The sequence below is a fragment of the Nonomuraea thailandensis genome (assembly GCF_024172165.1).
GTDB classification, from domain to species: Bacteria; Actinomycetota; Actinomycetes; order Streptosporangiales; family Streptosporangiaceae; genus Nonomuraea; species Nonomuraea thailandensis.
Genome location: NZ_JAMZEB010000001.1, coordinates 753,302 through 768,013, shown reverse-complemented (window position 1 = coordinate 768,013; position 14,712 = coordinate 753,302). Strand labels below are relative to the sequence as shown.

At 67.2% G+C, this 14,712-nt stretch carries 17 protein-coding genes; 9 read left to right on the top strand and 8 right to left on the bottom strand.

Features of this window, described 5'->3' with window-relative positions:
* Positions 1-40: 40 nt before the first annotated feature.
* Together HD597_RS03705 and HD597_RS03700 are read right to left on the bottom strand one after the other, a co-directional pair.
* Positions 41-958 carry an IS3 family transposase gene (locus tag HD597_RS03705; protein WP_253740213.1) on the bottom strand — a complete coding sequence of 306 codons (918 nt, stop codon included), beginning with the start codon at positions 956-958 and terminating at the stop codon, positions 41-43.
* 2 nt (positions 959-960) lie between these two features.
* Entirely contained in the window at positions 961-1,323 is a 363-nt protein-coding gene (locus HD597_RS03700) for a transposase (RefSeq protein WP_253740128.1), read from the bottom strand.
* A gap of 86 nt (positions 1,324-1,409) precedes the next feature.
* Between HD597_RS03700 and HD597_RS03695 the strand changes: the two genes are divergently transcribed.
* Positions 1,410-1,688 (top strand): hypothetical protein, encoded by a 279-nt coding sequence (locus tag HD597_RS03695; RefSeq protein WP_253740255.1) that lies wholly within the window; start codon positions 1,410-1,412, stop codon positions 1,686-1,688.
* Positions 1,689-1,763: 75 nt separating this feature from the next.
* On the opposite strand, the gene HD597_RS03690 is transcribed toward HD597_RS03695, so the two are convergent.
* A complete protein-coding gene (locus HD597_RS03690) occupies positions 1,764-2,309 on the bottom strand; it encodes a pyridoxamine 5'-phosphate oxidase family protein (RefSeq protein WP_253740254.1) in 546 nt (181 codons plus the stop codon).
* 263 nt (positions 2,310-2,572) lie between these two features.
* On the opposite strand from HD597_RS03690, the gene HD597_RS03685 reads away from it, so the two are divergent.
* From HD597_RS03685 to HD597_RS03665, 4 genes are all read left to right on the top strand, one after another.
* Positions 2,573-2,809: a transposase gene (locus HD597_RS03685; RefSeq protein WP_253740253.1), complete on the top strand. Its 237-nt coding sequence runs from the start codon at positions 2,573-2,575 to the stop codon at positions 2,807-2,809.
* Between the two features lie 214 nt (positions 2,810-3,023).
* Positions 3,024-4,486, top strand: a protein-coding gene (locus HD597_RS03675; protein ID WP_372513329.1) for an IS3 family transposase whose coding sequence is annotated in 2 segments (ribosomal slippage) — positions 3,024-3,363 and positions 3,363-4,486 — 1,464 coding nt in all. Because the reading frame shifts where the segments join, the coding sequence is not laid out codon by codon here.
* Positions 4,487-4,597: 111 nt separating this feature from the next.
* Entirely contained in the window at positions 4,598-5,371 is a 774-nt protein-coding gene (locus tag HD597_RS03670) for an IS30 family transposase (RefSeq protein ID WP_253740252.1), read from the top strand.
* 43 nt (positions 5,372-5,414) lie between these two features.
* Positions 5,415-5,711, top strand: coding sequence for an IS30 family transposase (locus HD597_RS03665; protein ID WP_253740251.1), 297 nt, complete (start codon positions 5,415-5,417; stop codon positions 5,709-5,711).
* 87 nt (positions 5,712-5,798) lie between these two features.
* On the opposite strand, the gene HD597_RS03660 is transcribed toward HD597_RS03665, so the two are convergent.
* Positions 5,799-5,984: a transposase gene (locus tag HD597_RS03660; protein ID WP_253740250.1), complete on the bottom strand. Its 186-nt coding sequence runs from the start codon at positions 5,982-5,984 to the stop codon at positions 5,799-5,801.
* A 108-nt stretch (positions 5,985-6,092) separates the two neighbouring features.
* Between HD597_RS03660 and HD597_RS03655 the strand changes: the two genes are divergently transcribed.
* Both HD597_RS03655 and HD597_RS03650 read left to right on the top strand, forming a co-directional pair.
* Complete coding sequence (locus tag HD597_RS03655; protein WP_276082681.1) at positions 6,093-7,778, top strand: ISAzo13 family transposase; 1,686 nt, start codon at positions 6,093-6,095, stop codon at positions 7,776-7,778.
* A 49-nt stretch (positions 7,779-7,827) separates the two neighbouring features.
* Positions 7,828-8,642 (top strand): IS5 family transposase gene (locus HD597_RS03650; RefSeq protein ID WP_372513317.1). Its coding sequence is split into 2 segments (ribosomal slippage): positions 7,828-8,182 and positions 8,182-8,642, totalling 816 coding nucleotides; the frame shifts between segments, so codons are not numbered across the junction.
* A 668-nt stretch (positions 8,643-9,310) separates the two neighbouring features.
* Here HD597_RS03650 and HD597_RS03645 read toward each other — a convergent pair.
* Genes HD597_RS03645 through HD597_RS03630 form a run of 4 tightly spaced genes read right to left on the bottom strand, consistent with a single transcriptional unit; the run spans position 9,311 to position 12,404 of the window.
* Positions 9,311-9,460 (bottom strand): hypothetical protein, encoded by a 150-nt coding sequence (locus HD597_RS03645; protein WP_253740249.1) that lies wholly within the window; start codon positions 9,458-9,460, stop codon positions 9,311-9,313.
* 27 nt (positions 9,461-9,487) lie between these two features.
* Entirely contained in the window at positions 9,488-10,147 is a 660-nt protein-coding gene (locus tag HD597_RS03640; RefSeq protein ID WP_253740248.1) for a response regulator, read from the bottom strand.
* On the bottom strand, positions 10,144-11,310 hold the full coding sequence (locus tag HD597_RS03635; RefSeq protein WP_253740247.1) for a sensor histidine kinase: 1,167 nt from the start codon (positions 11,308-11,310) through the stop codon (positions 10,144-10,146). The genes HD597_RS03640 and HD597_RS03635 overlap by 4 nt, the downstream gene beginning before the upstream one ends.
* Positions 11,307-12,404, bottom strand: a complete 1,098-nt coding sequence (locus HD597_RS03630) for a serine hydrolase domain-containing protein (RefSeq protein WP_253740246.1) — start codon at positions 12,402-12,404, stop codon at positions 11,307-11,309. The genes HD597_RS03635 and HD597_RS03630 overlap by 4 nt, the downstream gene beginning before the upstream one ends.
* A 207-nt stretch (positions 12,405-12,611) precedes the next feature.
* Between HD597_RS03630 and HD597_RS03625 the strand changes: the two genes are divergently transcribed.
* Both HD597_RS03625 and HD597_RS03620 read left to right on the top strand, forming a co-directional pair.
* Positions 12,612-12,854 carry a hypothetical protein gene (locus tag HD597_RS03625; RefSeq protein ID WP_253740245.1) on the top strand — a complete coding sequence of 81 codons (243 nt, stop codon included), beginning with the start codon at positions 12,612-12,614 and terminating at the stop codon, positions 12,852-12,854.
* Positions 12,855-13,289: 435 nt separating this feature from the next.
* A complete protein-coding gene (locus tag HD597_RS03620; RefSeq protein ID WP_372513343.1) occupies positions 13,290-14,678 on the top strand; it encodes an IS256 family transposase in 1,389 nt (462 codons plus the stop codon).
* The last annotated feature ends 34 nt before the right edge of the window (positions 14,679-14,712 follow it).

Here is a 14,712-nt window from a genome sequence, read left to right as displayed (position 1 = left end):
ATCTCTTCCGTGTCAATCCCCTGAAACCGTGGAGACGGTTCTATGCCACAGCGGTCCTCAGCAGGGCCGATGAGGCTTGTCTCTTCTCGATCATCAGACGTTCGAATGTGATGGGCGGCAGGCCGTCGTTGGCGCTGTGCCGCCGGGTGGTGTTATAGAAGTCGGCGATCCAGGTGGCGATCTTCAGGCGGGCCTCGGCCCGAGTGCGGAACCGGTGGCGGTGCACGTACTCGACCTTGAGCGTGCTGTTGAACGCCTCGGCCGCGGCGTTGTCGAGCGCGCAGCCCACGCGGCCCATCGACTGGACCACGCCCAGGCGCCGGCACAGCTCCTGGTAGCGGGCAGCCGTGTATTCCGACCCGCGATCCGAATGAAAGATCACCCCGTTCACGTCGCCGCCGCGGGTGGCCACCGCCATCTGTAGTGAGGCGCAGGTCAGCGCGGCGTCGTGGTGCCCGGACATGGCGTAGCCGAGCAGCCGGCGGGAGAACAGGTCCTCGACCGTGGCCAGATACAGCTTGCCCTCGCCGGTGTCGATCTGCGTCACATCGCCGCACCACAGCACGTCCGCGGCGACCGCGGTGAACTTCCGCCGCACCAGATCCGGGGCGGCCGGCCGCTTGCCCTGGCGGGTCAGCGAGCGCGGCTTGCGCCGCACACGGGCGACCAGGCCGAGCTCGGCCATCCGCGCCGCGACCGTGTTCTCCGACACCCGCCAGCCCGCCTCATGCAAGTCACGGGCGATGCGCGGCGAGCCGTAGGTGCCGCCGGACGCCTCGAACGAGCGGGTGATCTCCGCATCCAGGTCGGCTCGCCGGCGCTGCCGGGCGGTCGGCGTCTCCTGGCCGATGCGGTTCTTCCACTTGTAGTACCAGGACTGCGAGACGCCCAGCGCCCGGCAGGAGACGGTGTGGTCGACGTCGTGCTCGGTCTTCTGGGAGCTGATGAAGGCCGCCACGCTTATCGGCCCATCGCCTCTTTGACCCACAAGACCACCGAACGCTTGAGCACGTCACGCTCGTCTTCCAGCTGCTCGCGTTCTTTCTCCCAGGCAGCCTTCTCCTGGGCGTGCTGCTTGACCAGCGCGGCCTTCTCCCGCCGCAGCCGGGCCAGCTCCTCCTGCTCCGACTCCTCCAGCGCCTTGCCCCCGTTGCCGTTGTACTGCTCGTCCAGCCGATCCATCTGCACCCAATTGTGCAGCGTGTACGGGCTGATCCCCAGATCCCGCGCCACCTGCGCGACGGGCTTGCCGGTCTCCTTCACGATACGCACCGCGCCCGCCCGGAACTCCGGATCAAAGCGCCGCCGCGTGACTGCTGCCACGACCAAACCTCTCCCGGTTCGGTCTCCACGCTACGAGGGGAAGGCCATCCGTCAAGGGCACCAGCAGGGCCGCCGCCGTGCCACCCGTGGCGTACGTCGCCGGGGAGTTCGACACCGGGCCCATACCCGAGGCCAAGCTTTTCCTGTCGCCGGCGAGAGTGGCTGATCTCGTCAAGGGCTACGGCGACAAGCCCCACCCCAGCCTCGCCAGTGAGCACACGCGTCTGCACCCCGAGGCGGAGGCGTGTTCCCGAGTGTGCCGGCATCTGAGCAACCGGCTCGCCTCCACCCACACCTGGCTGGAGCGGGCCCAGCAACGCTGGGAGGAGGTCCTCGATCTCCCGCAGGTCTTCAGCGCGCTGTGACCTGCCGGAGCAGCACGGCCTGACGCGCGAGCCTCTTCCCCCTTGGCGGCAAGAGGCTTCCTTGTGCGCAGCCGGCTAGAAGGTGTAGCGGGTGTGGCTGAACACCTGGCTGTCGTGTCCGAAGCCGTACGCCGTGCCGGGGGCCACCGCGAACAGCAGGACGTTGCCCTTGCGGATGCCGTCGCCGAAGCCGTAGAAGGTGCCCTCCGGAGAGGTGATGTGGTCGCCGTACTGCGCCTCGAACGCGGCGATGACCTCCTCCTGCCGCGCCGGGTCCGTCACCCGCTCCGCCGTGCCCTCGATCACGATGTCGAGGCCTTCGGAGAGCGTGTTGTGGCCTGTGGTGAGTGCGCAGTGGGCATTGTCGGAAAGGTTCTTCGCCTTCTGCTCGCCCGGCCCGGTGCTGAAGTGCAGCGCCCCGTCGTGCCAGGCGGCGATCAGGGGCGTGACGTGCAGCCGGCCGTCCGGCCGTACCGTGGTGATCCAGAAGATCTCGGCGGCCTGCAGCCGGCGCTGGGCCTCGGCCCAGTCAGTGGCGGTGACGTTCTCCGCGCCCGGGCGCGGGTTCAGGGCGGAGCTGTAGCGGGCGTCGAGCTCGGTCGTGGGCTGTTTGGGTGTCATGCGGGACTTCCTTCGTCTTCTTGTAACGAGGCTACGCAGCACGGCCCCGGGTACTCAGGGCCGGCTTCTGGAAGAGATCAACGAGCACGAGGAACAGCAGGACCTTCTGCTCGCGGAATACCGCAACCAGCAGTAAGGAACCATGCCGTCCGGCTCCGGCGCCCGCGATCTCGTCGAGTTATACCCAAGCAAGACTACTGGTGATCGGTTCCCAGTTGATCACGATGTGAAGAAGGGCACACAGCCACCGTGGATTGTGCCGGATGAATTGTGCGCGGATCCAGCCGTTGTTGCCGTACCGGCGGTTGGTCTGGGCCGCCGGGGGCAAGCCGATCATCGCTCGCTGCGGCACCGAGCACGGCTCCGGCCTGGGCGTCCACCGATGGGTGATCGAGCAGACGATCGCACTGCTGGACTGGTTCCGCCGCCTGCGCGTGCGCTGGGAGATCCGCGACGACATCCACGAGGTCTTCATGACCCTCGCCGCCGCCATCATCTGACGGGCCGGCGGCAGCAGCCGCTCCAGCAGCGCCCACTCGGCGGCGCTGGTGTCGGAGGGGTAGCGTCACGCAGCATTGCTCAGCCTCCGACCCGGGCGTTGCCGTTGGCCAGTATGTCCAGCGTCTTAGATTCAAACCCTCCCTGCCAAAATGGACAGAGGTAGCAAATAGGCATGAAACTCTGTGCTGAGGGTGGGGAAGGAGACATCCCTTCGTGGGAGCAAGCAAGCCGGATCCGGAGGTTCCTGATCCTCAGGTGCGTGAACGAGGGCGTCCGCGTTCCTACTCCGCCGCTTACAAGGCCCGGATCCTGGAGGAGTACGACCGTCTGGACAAGGCGGGCAAGGGCGCGTTGCTGCGCCGGGAGGGCCTGTACTCGTCGCTGATCTCCAGCTGGCGCACCGCGCGGGATCACGGTGCGGAGCAGGCGCTGGCACGTCCGGTCGGACGGCCGAAGGCCGACCCGCGTGACAAGGAGATCGAGAAGCTGCAGGCGGAGGTCGAGCGGCTGCGTGCCGAGCTTGGCCAGACCCGTCAGGTGATCGAGGTGCAGGGAAAGCTCTTCGCGCTGCTGGATCAGCTCGCCACCAGCAGCGAGCCCCTGCCGGGCCGGGGCGAGCAGTGACCGAGACCTTCCAGGCTGCCCAGGCCGAGGCGATCGAGGAACTGGTGCCGCTGCTGGGGCGGCGCAACGCCTGCACGGCGACCGGGGCGTCGCAGGCGACCTGGTATCGCCACCACCGCCAGAGCCCGGCTCCGGTGCGGCCCGCCCGGCCGCGCAAGCCGCACCCGGCCGCGTTATCGCCGGCCGAGCGCGACCAGGTCCGCGCGGTGCTGAACGAGCGCTTTGCCGACGCCTCCCCGGCCACCGCCTACTACAGCCTGCTCGACGAGGGCGTGTATCTGGCGTCGGAGTCGACCATGTATCGCATCCTGCGCCAGCACGGCGAGGTGGGCACCGACCGGCGCCGGCAGGCGACCCATCCGCCCCGGGCGGTGCCCGAGCTGGTCGCCGACGCCCCCAACCGGGTCTGGGCCTGGGACATCACCAAACTCCGCGGCCCCGACAAGGGCGTCTGGTACTGCCTCTACACGATCATCGATCTGTTCAGCCGCTACGTCGTCGGCTGGATGGTCGCCTCCCGCGAATCGGCTGACCTGGCCAGACACCTCATCGAAGCCACCGCACGCAAGCACGGCATCGACGCAGGCACCCTCACCCTGCACGCCGACCGCGGCAGCTCGATGACCTCCAAGACCCTCGCCGAACTCCTCATCGACCTGGGCGTGGCCTCTCATTCCCGGCCTCGGACCTCCAACGACAACCCGCACGTCGAAGCGAGCTTCAAGACACTGAAGTACTGCCCCATCTTCCCCGGCCGGTTCGGCTCCATCGAACACGCCCGCGCCTTCTGCCAGGAGTTCTACGCCTGGTACAACCATGATCACTTCCACTCCGGGATCGGCTACCACCACCCCGTCGATGTGCACTACGGCCGCGCCGCCGCCATCCGCGACCGGCGCGCTGCCGTCCTGACCACCGCCTACGCCACACACCCCGAACGATTCGCCAGCGGCGGTCTGCCCACCCCGCCCGACCTTCCCGTACCCGCCTGGATCAACAAGCCCAAGACCAACGAACCGAAGGACGCCACAGAGAAGACGACACACAATTAGCCCAGCTCAACTGCCTTGCTCAAATTGACAGGTTCCGAAACGATCAACGCAACACTGCTCGTGGATGGGTAGATCGTGGCTCGGATGGGTCGGCCGGGAATGTCGGACGCGATGAAAGAGGACCTGTGGCGGCGGTGGCGCGCCGGTGACTCCATCAGCGTGATCTCCCGGGCGCTGGGCAAGCCTCCGGGATCGGTTTTCACGGTGCTGAAGCACCATGGCGGCTTCGCGCCGGCCGAGCGGGTGCGCCGGGCCGACCGTCTGAGCGCCGAGGAGCGGGAGTCGATCTCTCGCGGCCTCGACGCTGGAGCCTCACTACGGTCGATCGCTGTATCGATCGGCCGTCCGGCATCCACGGTGAGCCGGGAGGTCGCCCGCAACGGCGGCCGGGCGAAGTACCGTGCTCTCGCCGCTGAGCAACGCGCTCAAGAGCAGGCACGCCGCCCAAAACCGTCCGCCCTGCAGGACAACCCGGGGCTGCGCCAGCTGGTGATCGCACTGCTCGACATTGAGTGGTCCCCGGAGCAGATCGTGGGATATCTGCGGCTGATGCACGCCGGCAACCCGCTCATGCGGATCAGCCACGAAGGCATCTACCGCGCGATCTCCACGACCCGCTGGAAGCTGATCCCGCGTGAGCTATGCACCAAACTGCGCACACGCCGCCCCATCCGCAAGAACAAGAAGAACACGGTCAAGGGCCAGTGGCGTTCCCAGATCACCGGGGCGCGGCCGATCGAGGAACGACCTGAGGCAGCCAACGCCCGGACCGAGCTCGGCCACCTCGAAGGCGAGCTCATCGTCGGAGCCAAGAACAGCCAAATCGCGACGCTGGTCGACCGCAAGTCCCGCTACCTGACCCTGGTCGCGCTACCCAGCCCGTGACACCACGACCGTCATCCCGGCTCTGCAGCAGGCGTTCTCACGGATGGATGCTCACCTGCTCAGCACTCTGACCTGGGACCGCGGCATGGAACTCGCCGGCCACCGGCTACTGACCGAAGCGACCGGCGTCGACGTCTTCTTCGCGGCACCACGCAGCCCATGGCAACGGGGCACGAACGAGAACACGAACAAACTGATCCGGCAATACTTACCGAAAGGCATCGATCTGAGCCTGTACAGCCAAGCCGACCTTGACGCCCTGGCCGCCCGCCTGAACGATCGCCCCCGCAAGTGCCTCGGCTACCGGACCCCGGCCCAACGTGTTGCCTTGACTCCTTGAATCTAAGGCCGCCTTCTTCAGGAACGCCAGCTTCTCGCTCAGTTCGGCGTTCTCCCGCTCCAGCTCCCGGATCCGGGCCTGGTCCGGTCAGGCAACCGGCGGCTGCTCGTCCTGCTCGTGCGCGATCCGATAGCGGCTCACCCAGCTGCCCAGGGTGCTGGGGTTGATGTCGAACTCGCGCGCCACCGACGTGACCGTCCGCTCGCCCTCCAGCACCATGCGGATGGCTTCTTCCTTGAACTCCGGCGAGAACTGCCTGCGACGTCTCGTCACGTACCTACCTCTTCCAGACTTCTGTCAGCTTAGGAACCGCAGGAAAACTAGTAGCTGGTTTGATCTCGGCAGGCTGGCGTGTCGGGGCAGGCCTGTCATGGTGTGGGTATGGGCGATGGGCGGGATGGCTCGGCGACCTTGGCGGTGAAGTTTCGGCTGCTGTTTCCTCATCTGGACGAGCGTCAGCGGCGGCTGCTGATGGGGGCCGAAGCCCAGATGCACGGGCATGGGGGAATCCAGGCGGTCGCCCGGGCTGCGGGGGTGAGCACGGGCACGGTCTCGCGAGGCTTACATGAACTTGCCGATGGTGCGCCGGTGCTGGGCCGGGTCCGTCGTGCAGGCGGGGGCCGAAAGCCGATCACCCAGACCGCGCCGCTGGTACGCGCGGCGCTGCTGGCGCTGGTCGAGCCGGACATGCGCGGAGATCCGGACTCGCCGTTACGGTGGACGACCAAGTCGACCCGCCACCTCGCGGCCGAACTGACTCGTCAGGGGCATTGCATCAGCGCGGACACCGTGGCCGGTCTGCTGCGAACAGAGCATTTCAGCCTGCAGGGCAACGCCAGAATCCGCGAAGGCAAGCAGCACCCTGATCGTGACGCCCAGTTCCGCTACATCAACGAGCAGGCGCGGTCCTACCGGATCGGCGGGGATCCGGTGATCAGCGTCGACACCAAGAAGAAGGAACTGATCGGGGAGTTCGCCAACACCGGTCGTGAGTGGTGTCCGACGGGCGCGCCGACGCCGGTCAACGTCCACGATTTTCCCACCGCTGCGGTGGGCACAGCCATCCCGTACGGCGTCTACGATCTGGCCGCCAACGCCGGATGGGTCAGCGTGGGCACCGACCATGACACGGCCGCGTTCGCGGTGGCCGCGATCCGCCGCTGGTGGCAGGCGATGGGCCAGAGCACCTATCCCACCGCGCGACGGCTGCTGATCACCGCGGACGCGGGTGGTTCCAACGGCTACCGCCGCCGCGCTTGGAAGGCCGAACTCGCCAGCCTGGCCACCGAGACCGGCCTGCAGATCACCGTATGCCACTTCCCGCCGGGCACCTCCAAGTGGAACGCCATCGAGCACCGGCTGTTCTGCCACATCACGCTGAACTGGCGAGGTCGCTCGCTGACCAGCCACGAAGTTATCGTCAACACCATCAGCGCGACCACCACCGACACCGGACTAAGCGTGCACGCCGAACTCGACGCCGGCTCCTACCGCACCGGCGTGACCATCAGCGACACCGACCTGGCCGCCCTGCCCCTCACCCGACACCACTTCCACGGCGACTGGAACTACACGCTGGCGCCTCGATCAAATCCAGAAACCCACACGCTCATCCAACGGCCACCCCGCCGGAAACCACCAGCACCAAGGCCACTGCGCGTACTCGCCGCCGAGCTGACTCCATGCGACCCGCATCTCCTGACCCATCCCTTGCTGACCGGCATGCCACGCGCGGACCTCGCCCAGCTGACCACCACCCTGGAGGGCCTACGACAAGGCATCCACCAGGCCAAAGAGCAGCAATATCACGACCGCACCGGATCCGCCCGGCCCACCGGCCGCCCTCCACAACTGCCCTTCGCCCTCCGCGTCTTGGCCACTGTGCTCCACCTACGACTACGCCCCAGCGTCAAGGCCCTCGCGGCCCTGATCGACACCAGCCGCGGCACGATCTACCGCGCCCTCGACGAGATCCGCCCCCTGCTGAGCCAGCACCACACGCGCATCAAATCCATCGACACCGGATTAGTCTCGCTCACGGATCTCTTAGAGCGCCTAACAGAATGATCTTTGTTGTGCTTTGATCTCTCGCTGTAGCCGAGCGGGAGGAGAGCGGGTGGCCAGGCTGAAGCCGTGGGAGGTCAGCGACGAGCTGTGGGCGGTGATCGAGCCGTTGTTGCCGCAGCGTCAGCGGCGGTTCCGGCATCCGGGACGCAAGCGGCTGGATGACCGGCTGGCGCTGCAGGGCATCTTGTTCGTGCTGCACACCGGGATCGCTTGGGAGCACCTGCCGCAGGAACTCGGCTACGGCTCGGGCATGACGTGCTGGCGGCGGCTGGCCGAGTGGAACGCCTCCGGCGTGTGGCAGCGGCTGCACGAGATACTGCTCGATCGGCTGCGGGCCGCCGACGTGCTCGACTTCTCCCGCGCCGCGGTGGACTCCTCGCAGATCAGAGCGTTAAAAGGGGGGCGCAGACCGGCCCATCCCCGGTCGATCGAGGGCGGGCCGGCAGCAAGCACCACCTGATCACCGACGCCACCGGCATCCCGTTGGCCGTCATCTTGACCGGCGCCAACCGCAACGACGTCACCCAACTGCGCCCGCTGCTGGAGGCCATCCCGAAGGTGCGCGGCAAGCGCGGCCGGCCTCGCCAGCGTCCCGACGTGGTGCTCGCCGACCGCGGCTACGACCACGACAAGTACCGCGCCCTGGTGCGCGAGCTGCAGATCCGCCCGCTGATCGCCCGACGCGGCACCGAACACGGCTCCGGCCTGGGCAAACAGCGATGGGTCGTCGAGCAGACCTTCGCCCTGCTGCACGCCTTCCGCCGCCTGCGCATCCGCTGGGAAGTCCGCGCCGACATCCACGAAGCCTTCCTCAAGCTGGCCTGCGCACTTATCTGCTGGCGGCGCCTCACTTCATTGCGTTAGGCGCTCTTAGCCCTCGCCCAGACCACAACCGCACCAGATCAAAGCGCCCAGTAATTTTCCTGCGGCTCCTTATGTAACCGACTGTCCGGAATCTGCTGGGCACCTCACCCTCACTGCCTGATCGCCAAGGCCGCTTTGCGCTTGCTATCGGGCGGCCTAAAGATCATGTTCGCGATCATCATGCTACCTCCGAACCTGCACCGTGCTTCGGCCAACGCCCGGTAGGGCTGGGTCCGGAAGAAACAGATAGGTCAACGCGACGATCAAGACTGCCCATGAGGCCGCAACTCCGGCCGCGAGCCATCCCCTCGGGGACCGACAGCGGCGCGCATGTTCTCCCGCACATCATCCCAGTGGTAATAGATCCTGTTCCGGACCAGCCTGAATCGGCGAGGCATTTCGAAACCGCCACTCATCCGTTCTCCAGTACCTGAACTTAAACTTCAGGGCGTCACCATCATCCCGGGCCCATCACGATCTAGGCAATCTCCGGAGGAATCGGCCCCCCCTGCGGCGACCAGCCAGCCGACGAGGACGAGTGACCGCCTCCGTTAAGTCCGCTGCCCGGACGAAGACGCCCTCATGGCTTGATCGCTTCGGTCACTCAGAACGAACGAGTTACACCTATCAGGTGTGGTCCCTATCCTTCAGAAGATCGCGGAGAGGGATCAGAGGCATGTCTCACCCGATGCGTCGAGACCGATCTGGTCGGCAAGTTGGGCTTCCAGCCCAGCGATGCGGTTGTCCAGGAACCGGCTGTTGTCACGAGCCGCCGTAAGACGCTCGTGCAGGCGGCGCTTGCCGAAGCCTGCCCTCATTCCGGGCGACGATCAATGCAGAGCACATCAACTGTCGAGCGGAATGACGAGCCGCGTCTCATAGGCCAGGATCACCGCCTGGGCGCGGTCGCGCAGGTCGAACTTGCGGAACAACCGGTTGATGTGCGATTTCACGGTGTTATGGGTGAGCGTGAGATGCGCGGCGATCTCCGCGTTGGACAGCCCGCGCGCGATGAGGATGAGCACCTCCTTTTCCCGCTCCGTCAGGTCGGACAGTTCCCGTGCCGGTGCTATCGGGCGGCCAGGCCTGACGAACTCGGCGATGAGCCGCCGGGTCACGGAGGGGGCGAGAAGCGCCTCGCCCCCGGCCACCACGCGTACGGCGTTGAGCAGTTCAGGAAAGGTGGCATCCTTGAGCAGGAAGCCACTCGCTCCCGCCGCCAGTGCGCCGTAAATGTACTCGTCCAGGCCGAAGGTGGTGAGCATCAGGACCTTGATCTCGCTCGCGTCTCGCACAATGCGGCGGGTGGCCTCGATACCGTCCATCAGCGGCATCCGGATGTCGAGCAGGGCGAGGTCGGGACGGTGCTCTGCGGCCAGGCGGACGGCTTCCTCGCCATCGCCGGCCTCCGCCACCACCTCGATGTCGCACTGTGTGGACAGCAGGCTGGCAAACCCCGCGCGCACGATGGGCTGGTCGTCCGCCACGAGCACCCGGATAGTCACAGCGAAGTCCTTCCCTTGATCGGCAGCCGGGCGATGACAGCGAAACCACCAGTGGGCGAGGGGCCCGCGCTGAGGCTTCCGCCGAGCAGCGCGGCGCGTTCCCGCATCCCGATGAGACCGTGCCCGGTTCCACGCGTCTCCAGCCCGGTGGTCCCGGACCCGTCGTCGGTGATTCGTACGACCAGGTCGTCACCGCTGGGGTAGATGTTCACGCTCACCGTTGCGCCGGGTGCATGCCTGCGCGCGTTGGTCAGGGCCTCCTGCACGATCCTATACGCGGACAACTCCACCACTGTGGCCAGCGGGGCACCCTTGTCGTCGACGTGCAGCCACACCGCTCCACCCGCCGAACGGTGCTGGGCGAGCAGTTGATCCAGCCCGGCGAGGGTCGGCTGCGGGGCGGTTCCGACAGGGGATACCGCGTTCCCGCGCAGCACGGTCAGGAGCTGCCGCAACTCCGCGAGCGCCGTCCGGGCCGACACTGCGATCTGCTGGAGTCCGTCCCTGGCCGCGGGCGGCAGCTCCCCTGTGGTGTAGGTCGTCGTCTCCGCCTGGACCGCGATCATCGAGACCGAATGGGCCACGACGTCGTGCAGTTCCCTGGCGATCCTCGCGCGTTCCGCACTCGCTGCCTGCTCGGCCTGGATCTCCAGGAGCCGCGCAAGGGCGGTGTCCCGCTGCCGGTGCGCCTCGCGCCTGCCGTACACGGCCTCGCCGACCGCCACGGCCGCCAGCAGTCCCAGTGCCGGTGCCAGCGGCTCGGTGACCACCCGCAGAGGCTCGGCACCGCGACCGGCGATGGTGGCCGTCACCAACCCGGCCACCGCCACGACCGACAGCAGAGCTGGGTGGATCACCCGGTGCCTGGCCAGGAGGTAGACACCGGTCGCGCCCGCCACGGCCACCGACACGGGAATCTCCGGCGCGAGGGCATAGGCGAGCAGCGCCGCGACCACCGCGATCAGACCCGAAGGGACAGGATGAGCGCGCCGCCAGATCAGGGACGCCGTGGACACGACCACGCATCCGAACGGCGCCAGCTCGAAGGACGGCTCGCCCGGCCGTACGAACTCCACGACCGCCGCGAAGCCGAGCAGCGCGCCGGTCACCGGAGCGTACGCCGGGGACGACGTCAGCCCGTGCAGGCGTCTGGAATCTGTCACCGCTTCCCGCAAAACACCTTGTCGATCAGTTCCTCGGAGGCGAGGAACTCCGGCACCCCGTTCGCTGTCGACGGGCTGTACGCCAGGGTAAGGGCGCGCTCGCCGTCATCGGAACGCAGTACGGTGGTCTTGTACCCGGGGAGCCGGCCGCCGTGACCCCATACCTTTGCCCCGCATGGGCGGGTCTGCGACCACAGCCCCATCCCGTACGCGACACCTTGTGGATCGATGGCTACGGCTGTCCGCATCGTCTGGAGCTGGGCAGGGCCCAGGAGCTTCCCGCCGAGCAGCGCCTGGAAGAAGCGGTTGAGGTCGCGCGGCGTGGAGATCATTTCACCGGCCGAGAACGCCCACGACGGGTTCAGCCTCGTCACGTCCACTTTCTCCACGGAATCGCCCGACCCTAGGGTCAGGTACCCGTGCGGGTGGGGGCCGGGTACGGCGGTCGAGGTCCCGGGAACGGTCGTCTGGGTCAGCCCGAGCGGACGCAGGATGCGTCGCTCGATCTCCTCGCCGTACGGGCGACCGGTCACCTTACCGATGAGGAGTCCGGCCAGGACGTAGCCGGTGTTGGAGTAGCGGAAGCTCGCACCGGGACGGAAGTAGGGCTCATGCCGCGTGGCGATCTTCACCAACTCGTGCGGCTTGAACGTGCGAAAGCGCGTCTGCTTCAGGAAGGCGGCCCCGGTCAGGGGGACCGCCTGCTGATCCTCGAGGTAGTCGAACAGGCCTGAGGTGTGGGAGAGCAACTGCCGCACCGTGATGGCGTCGCCGTTCGGGACGAGCTGCGGCAGGTAGCGCTCCACGGAGTCCTCCAGACGCAGCCGCCCCTCGCCGACGAGCTGCAGCAGCACTGTGGCCACGAACGTTTTCGTCGTACTGCCGATCCTCACTCGCCCGTTGACAGGCGCCGGCCGTTCAGTACGCAGATCGCGGACCCCGCTCGAACCCTGCCACCTCGCGCCTGCGCTCACCACCTCGGCCGAGGCGTTAACGGCCCCTGCTCGGACCACCGCGTCCAGCTCCATCTGGTACGGCGCTTGCTCGGCCGCAGCCGCAGGCAATCCTGCCAGTGCTATCGCCAGTCCTGCCACAAGTCCGCTCCACCGGTGCAGCTCTCGTGCCGTCACGTTCGTTCTCCACTTCAATGATGCCGCCATGTCCAGCAAGCACCGTAGAAAACCGGCCGCTGGACCACATCGCCCCTGCGCATGAACTTCGCGTTGGACCGGTGGTGTGAGTCCGGCTCACCGCGAGGGGTGAGTACCAGGATGGGCGGCGACAATCAGGCGATCCGGTAGGTGGCCACCGTCGTCGAGGAGTACCGCCAGGGCGCCGCCGTCGAGGCCCTGGCCCAACGTCACCAGGTCGCCCCCAAGACCATCCGCCGTGTCTTGGACGCCGCCGGCGCCCGCAGCCTGCCCGACGAACTCGACGTGCCGCCGACCGACATCGGCGAGCAGCACCGCGTGCCCGCATCGGACCCGGACGCGACCCCTCGATCTGCCGGGACTGCTCGTCGATCACCTGCGTGCTACTGGTGATGAAGCCGTCCGCCAGGCCCTCGCCTCCGGGCAGACCATCCGCCGCGGCCACGGCTACTCGGTCCGCATTACGGCCCCGCTCGCACTCCACCGCGCCGCGCTGGAGCAGCGCGCCGCCCTTGCCGATGCCGGCCCGACCGAGCGCAAGGCGTACGGTGTGTACACCGCCCGTGTCACAGCCGTTGAGGCCACCCGACTGCATCTGCCATGACTTGCGAAAACCCTTCGGCGAGACGCATTTGAACGAAAGTCACGGCAAGCCGCTCAACGCTGCTGGGGGTATCACTCCAGGTGTGTGAATGGTCACCAAACGTAGACGGAAGTCTGTAAAGATCATTCATCATCTCGGGGGAGAACACGATCATGTCCACGACACGGGGAAGAACCGCGCTGGCCGCGGTGGGACAAGACCAGCACGATGACGCATCGGCGCTGCTGGGGGCGGCTGCTCATCATGGCGAGGAAAAATCCCCCCACCGTGACGGCGAGGTGCCGTTGCGGGAGCTGCTCAGCGATCAGGTGCTGGACCTGCTGCTGGAGCGGTCACGCGACGGTGCGGGCGGGCTGCGGCTGACCGGACAGGGCTCGATGCTCGGCGAGCTGGTCAAGGCGGTGCTGGAACGCGCGCTGGAGGCTGAGCTGTCATCCCATCTGGGTTATGGCAAGCACGAGGTGGCCGGCCACGGGAGCGGCAACTCCCGCAACGGCAGGATCGGCAAGACGGTGCAGACCGGGGTCGGGCCGGTCCGGCTGGCCGTGCCGCGAGACCGGGCCGGCACCTTCGAGCCGGTGCTGGTGCCCAAGCGGGCCGGCCGCGTCTCCGGCGGCCTGGACGACATGATCATCAGCCTGTACGCGCACGGCATGAGCGTGCGCGACATCCAGCACCACCTGCGCCAGATCTACGACACCGAACTGAGTCACGAGGCCATCTCCAACATCACCGACGCCGTGCTGGAAGAGGTCCGCGCCTGGCAAGCCCGGCCGTTGGAGGCCGTCTACCCGGTGGTGTTCCTGGACGCCATCGTGGTCAAGGTCCGCGACAACCACAGCGTCCAGGCCAAACCCGCCTACCTTGCCGTCGGCATCGACGCCGACGGCGACAAGCATGTGCTGGGCATCTGGCTGGCCAAGACCCCGCTCGATGCCGCCACCGCCGGCGAATCGGCCCGGTTCTGGACCTCGGTGATGAACGACCTGCGCAACCGCGGCGTGCGCGACATCCTCATCGCCTGCACCGACGGCCTGAACGGCTTCGAAGACGCCATCCACGCCGCCTTCCCGCACACCACCGTGCAAGCCTGCGTCGTTCACTTGATCCGCAACGCGCTGCGGCCGGTCGCCCGCCGCGACCGCGCCGCGCTGGCCGCCGAGCTCAAGAAGATCTACACCTCGCCCAGCGCGGAAGCCGCCTTCGACGCTCTGGCAGGCTTCTCCGCTTCCACCTGGGGTGAGCGCTATCCGCAGGCGGCGCGCGTGTTCGAGGCCGCCTGGGACCGCTTCATCCCGTTCTTCGCCTTCTCTCCGGCGGTCCGCAAGCTGCTCTACACCACCAACAGCATCGAGTCGCTGAACTACCAGCTGCGCAAGGTCACCAAGGCCCGCGGGCACTTCCCCGGCGACGACGCCGTGGTCAAGCTGCTGTGGCTGGCCATCATCAACATCGAGGACAAACGCGCCCGCGAACGCGCCGTGACCAAGGAGAAAACCGGCAAGATCAAAAACTCGCCCAGCACCGCCCGCCTGATCGAGGGACAGCGCACCATCGGCTGGCGCGAAGCACTCATCGAACTCGACATCGCCTATCCAGGCCGCATCAGGTAAAGGTCAGCCTCAAGCACTCAGGAACGATCTTTAC

Excerpts from the sequence above, each read along its gene's own strand:
- HD597_RS03690 (WP_253740254.1), bottom strand. The coding sequence starts at position 2,309 with ATGACACCCAAACAGCCCACGACCGAGCTCGACGCCCGCTACAGCTCC.
- HD597_RS03685 (WP_253740253.1), top strand. The coding sequence starts at position 2,573 with ATGAATTGTGCGCGGATCCAGCCGTTGTTGCCGTACCGGCGGTTGGTC.
- HD597_RS03670 (WP_253740252.1), top strand. The coding sequence starts at position 4,598 with ATGAAAGAGGACCTGTGGCGGCGGTGGCGCGCCGGTGACTCCATCAGC.
- HD597_RS03665 (WP_253740251.1), top strand. The coding sequence starts at position 5,415 with ATGGATGCTCACCTGCTCAGCACTCTGACCTGGGACCGCGGCATGGAA.
- HD597_RS03655 (WP_276082681.1), top strand. The coding sequence starts at position 6,093 with ATGGGCGATGGGCGGGATGGCTCGGCGACCTTGGCGGTGAAGTTTCGG.
- HD597_RS03645 (WP_253740249.1), bottom strand. The coding sequence starts at position 9,460 with ATGAGGGCAGGCTTCGGCAAGCGCCGCCTGCACGAGCGTCTTACGGCG.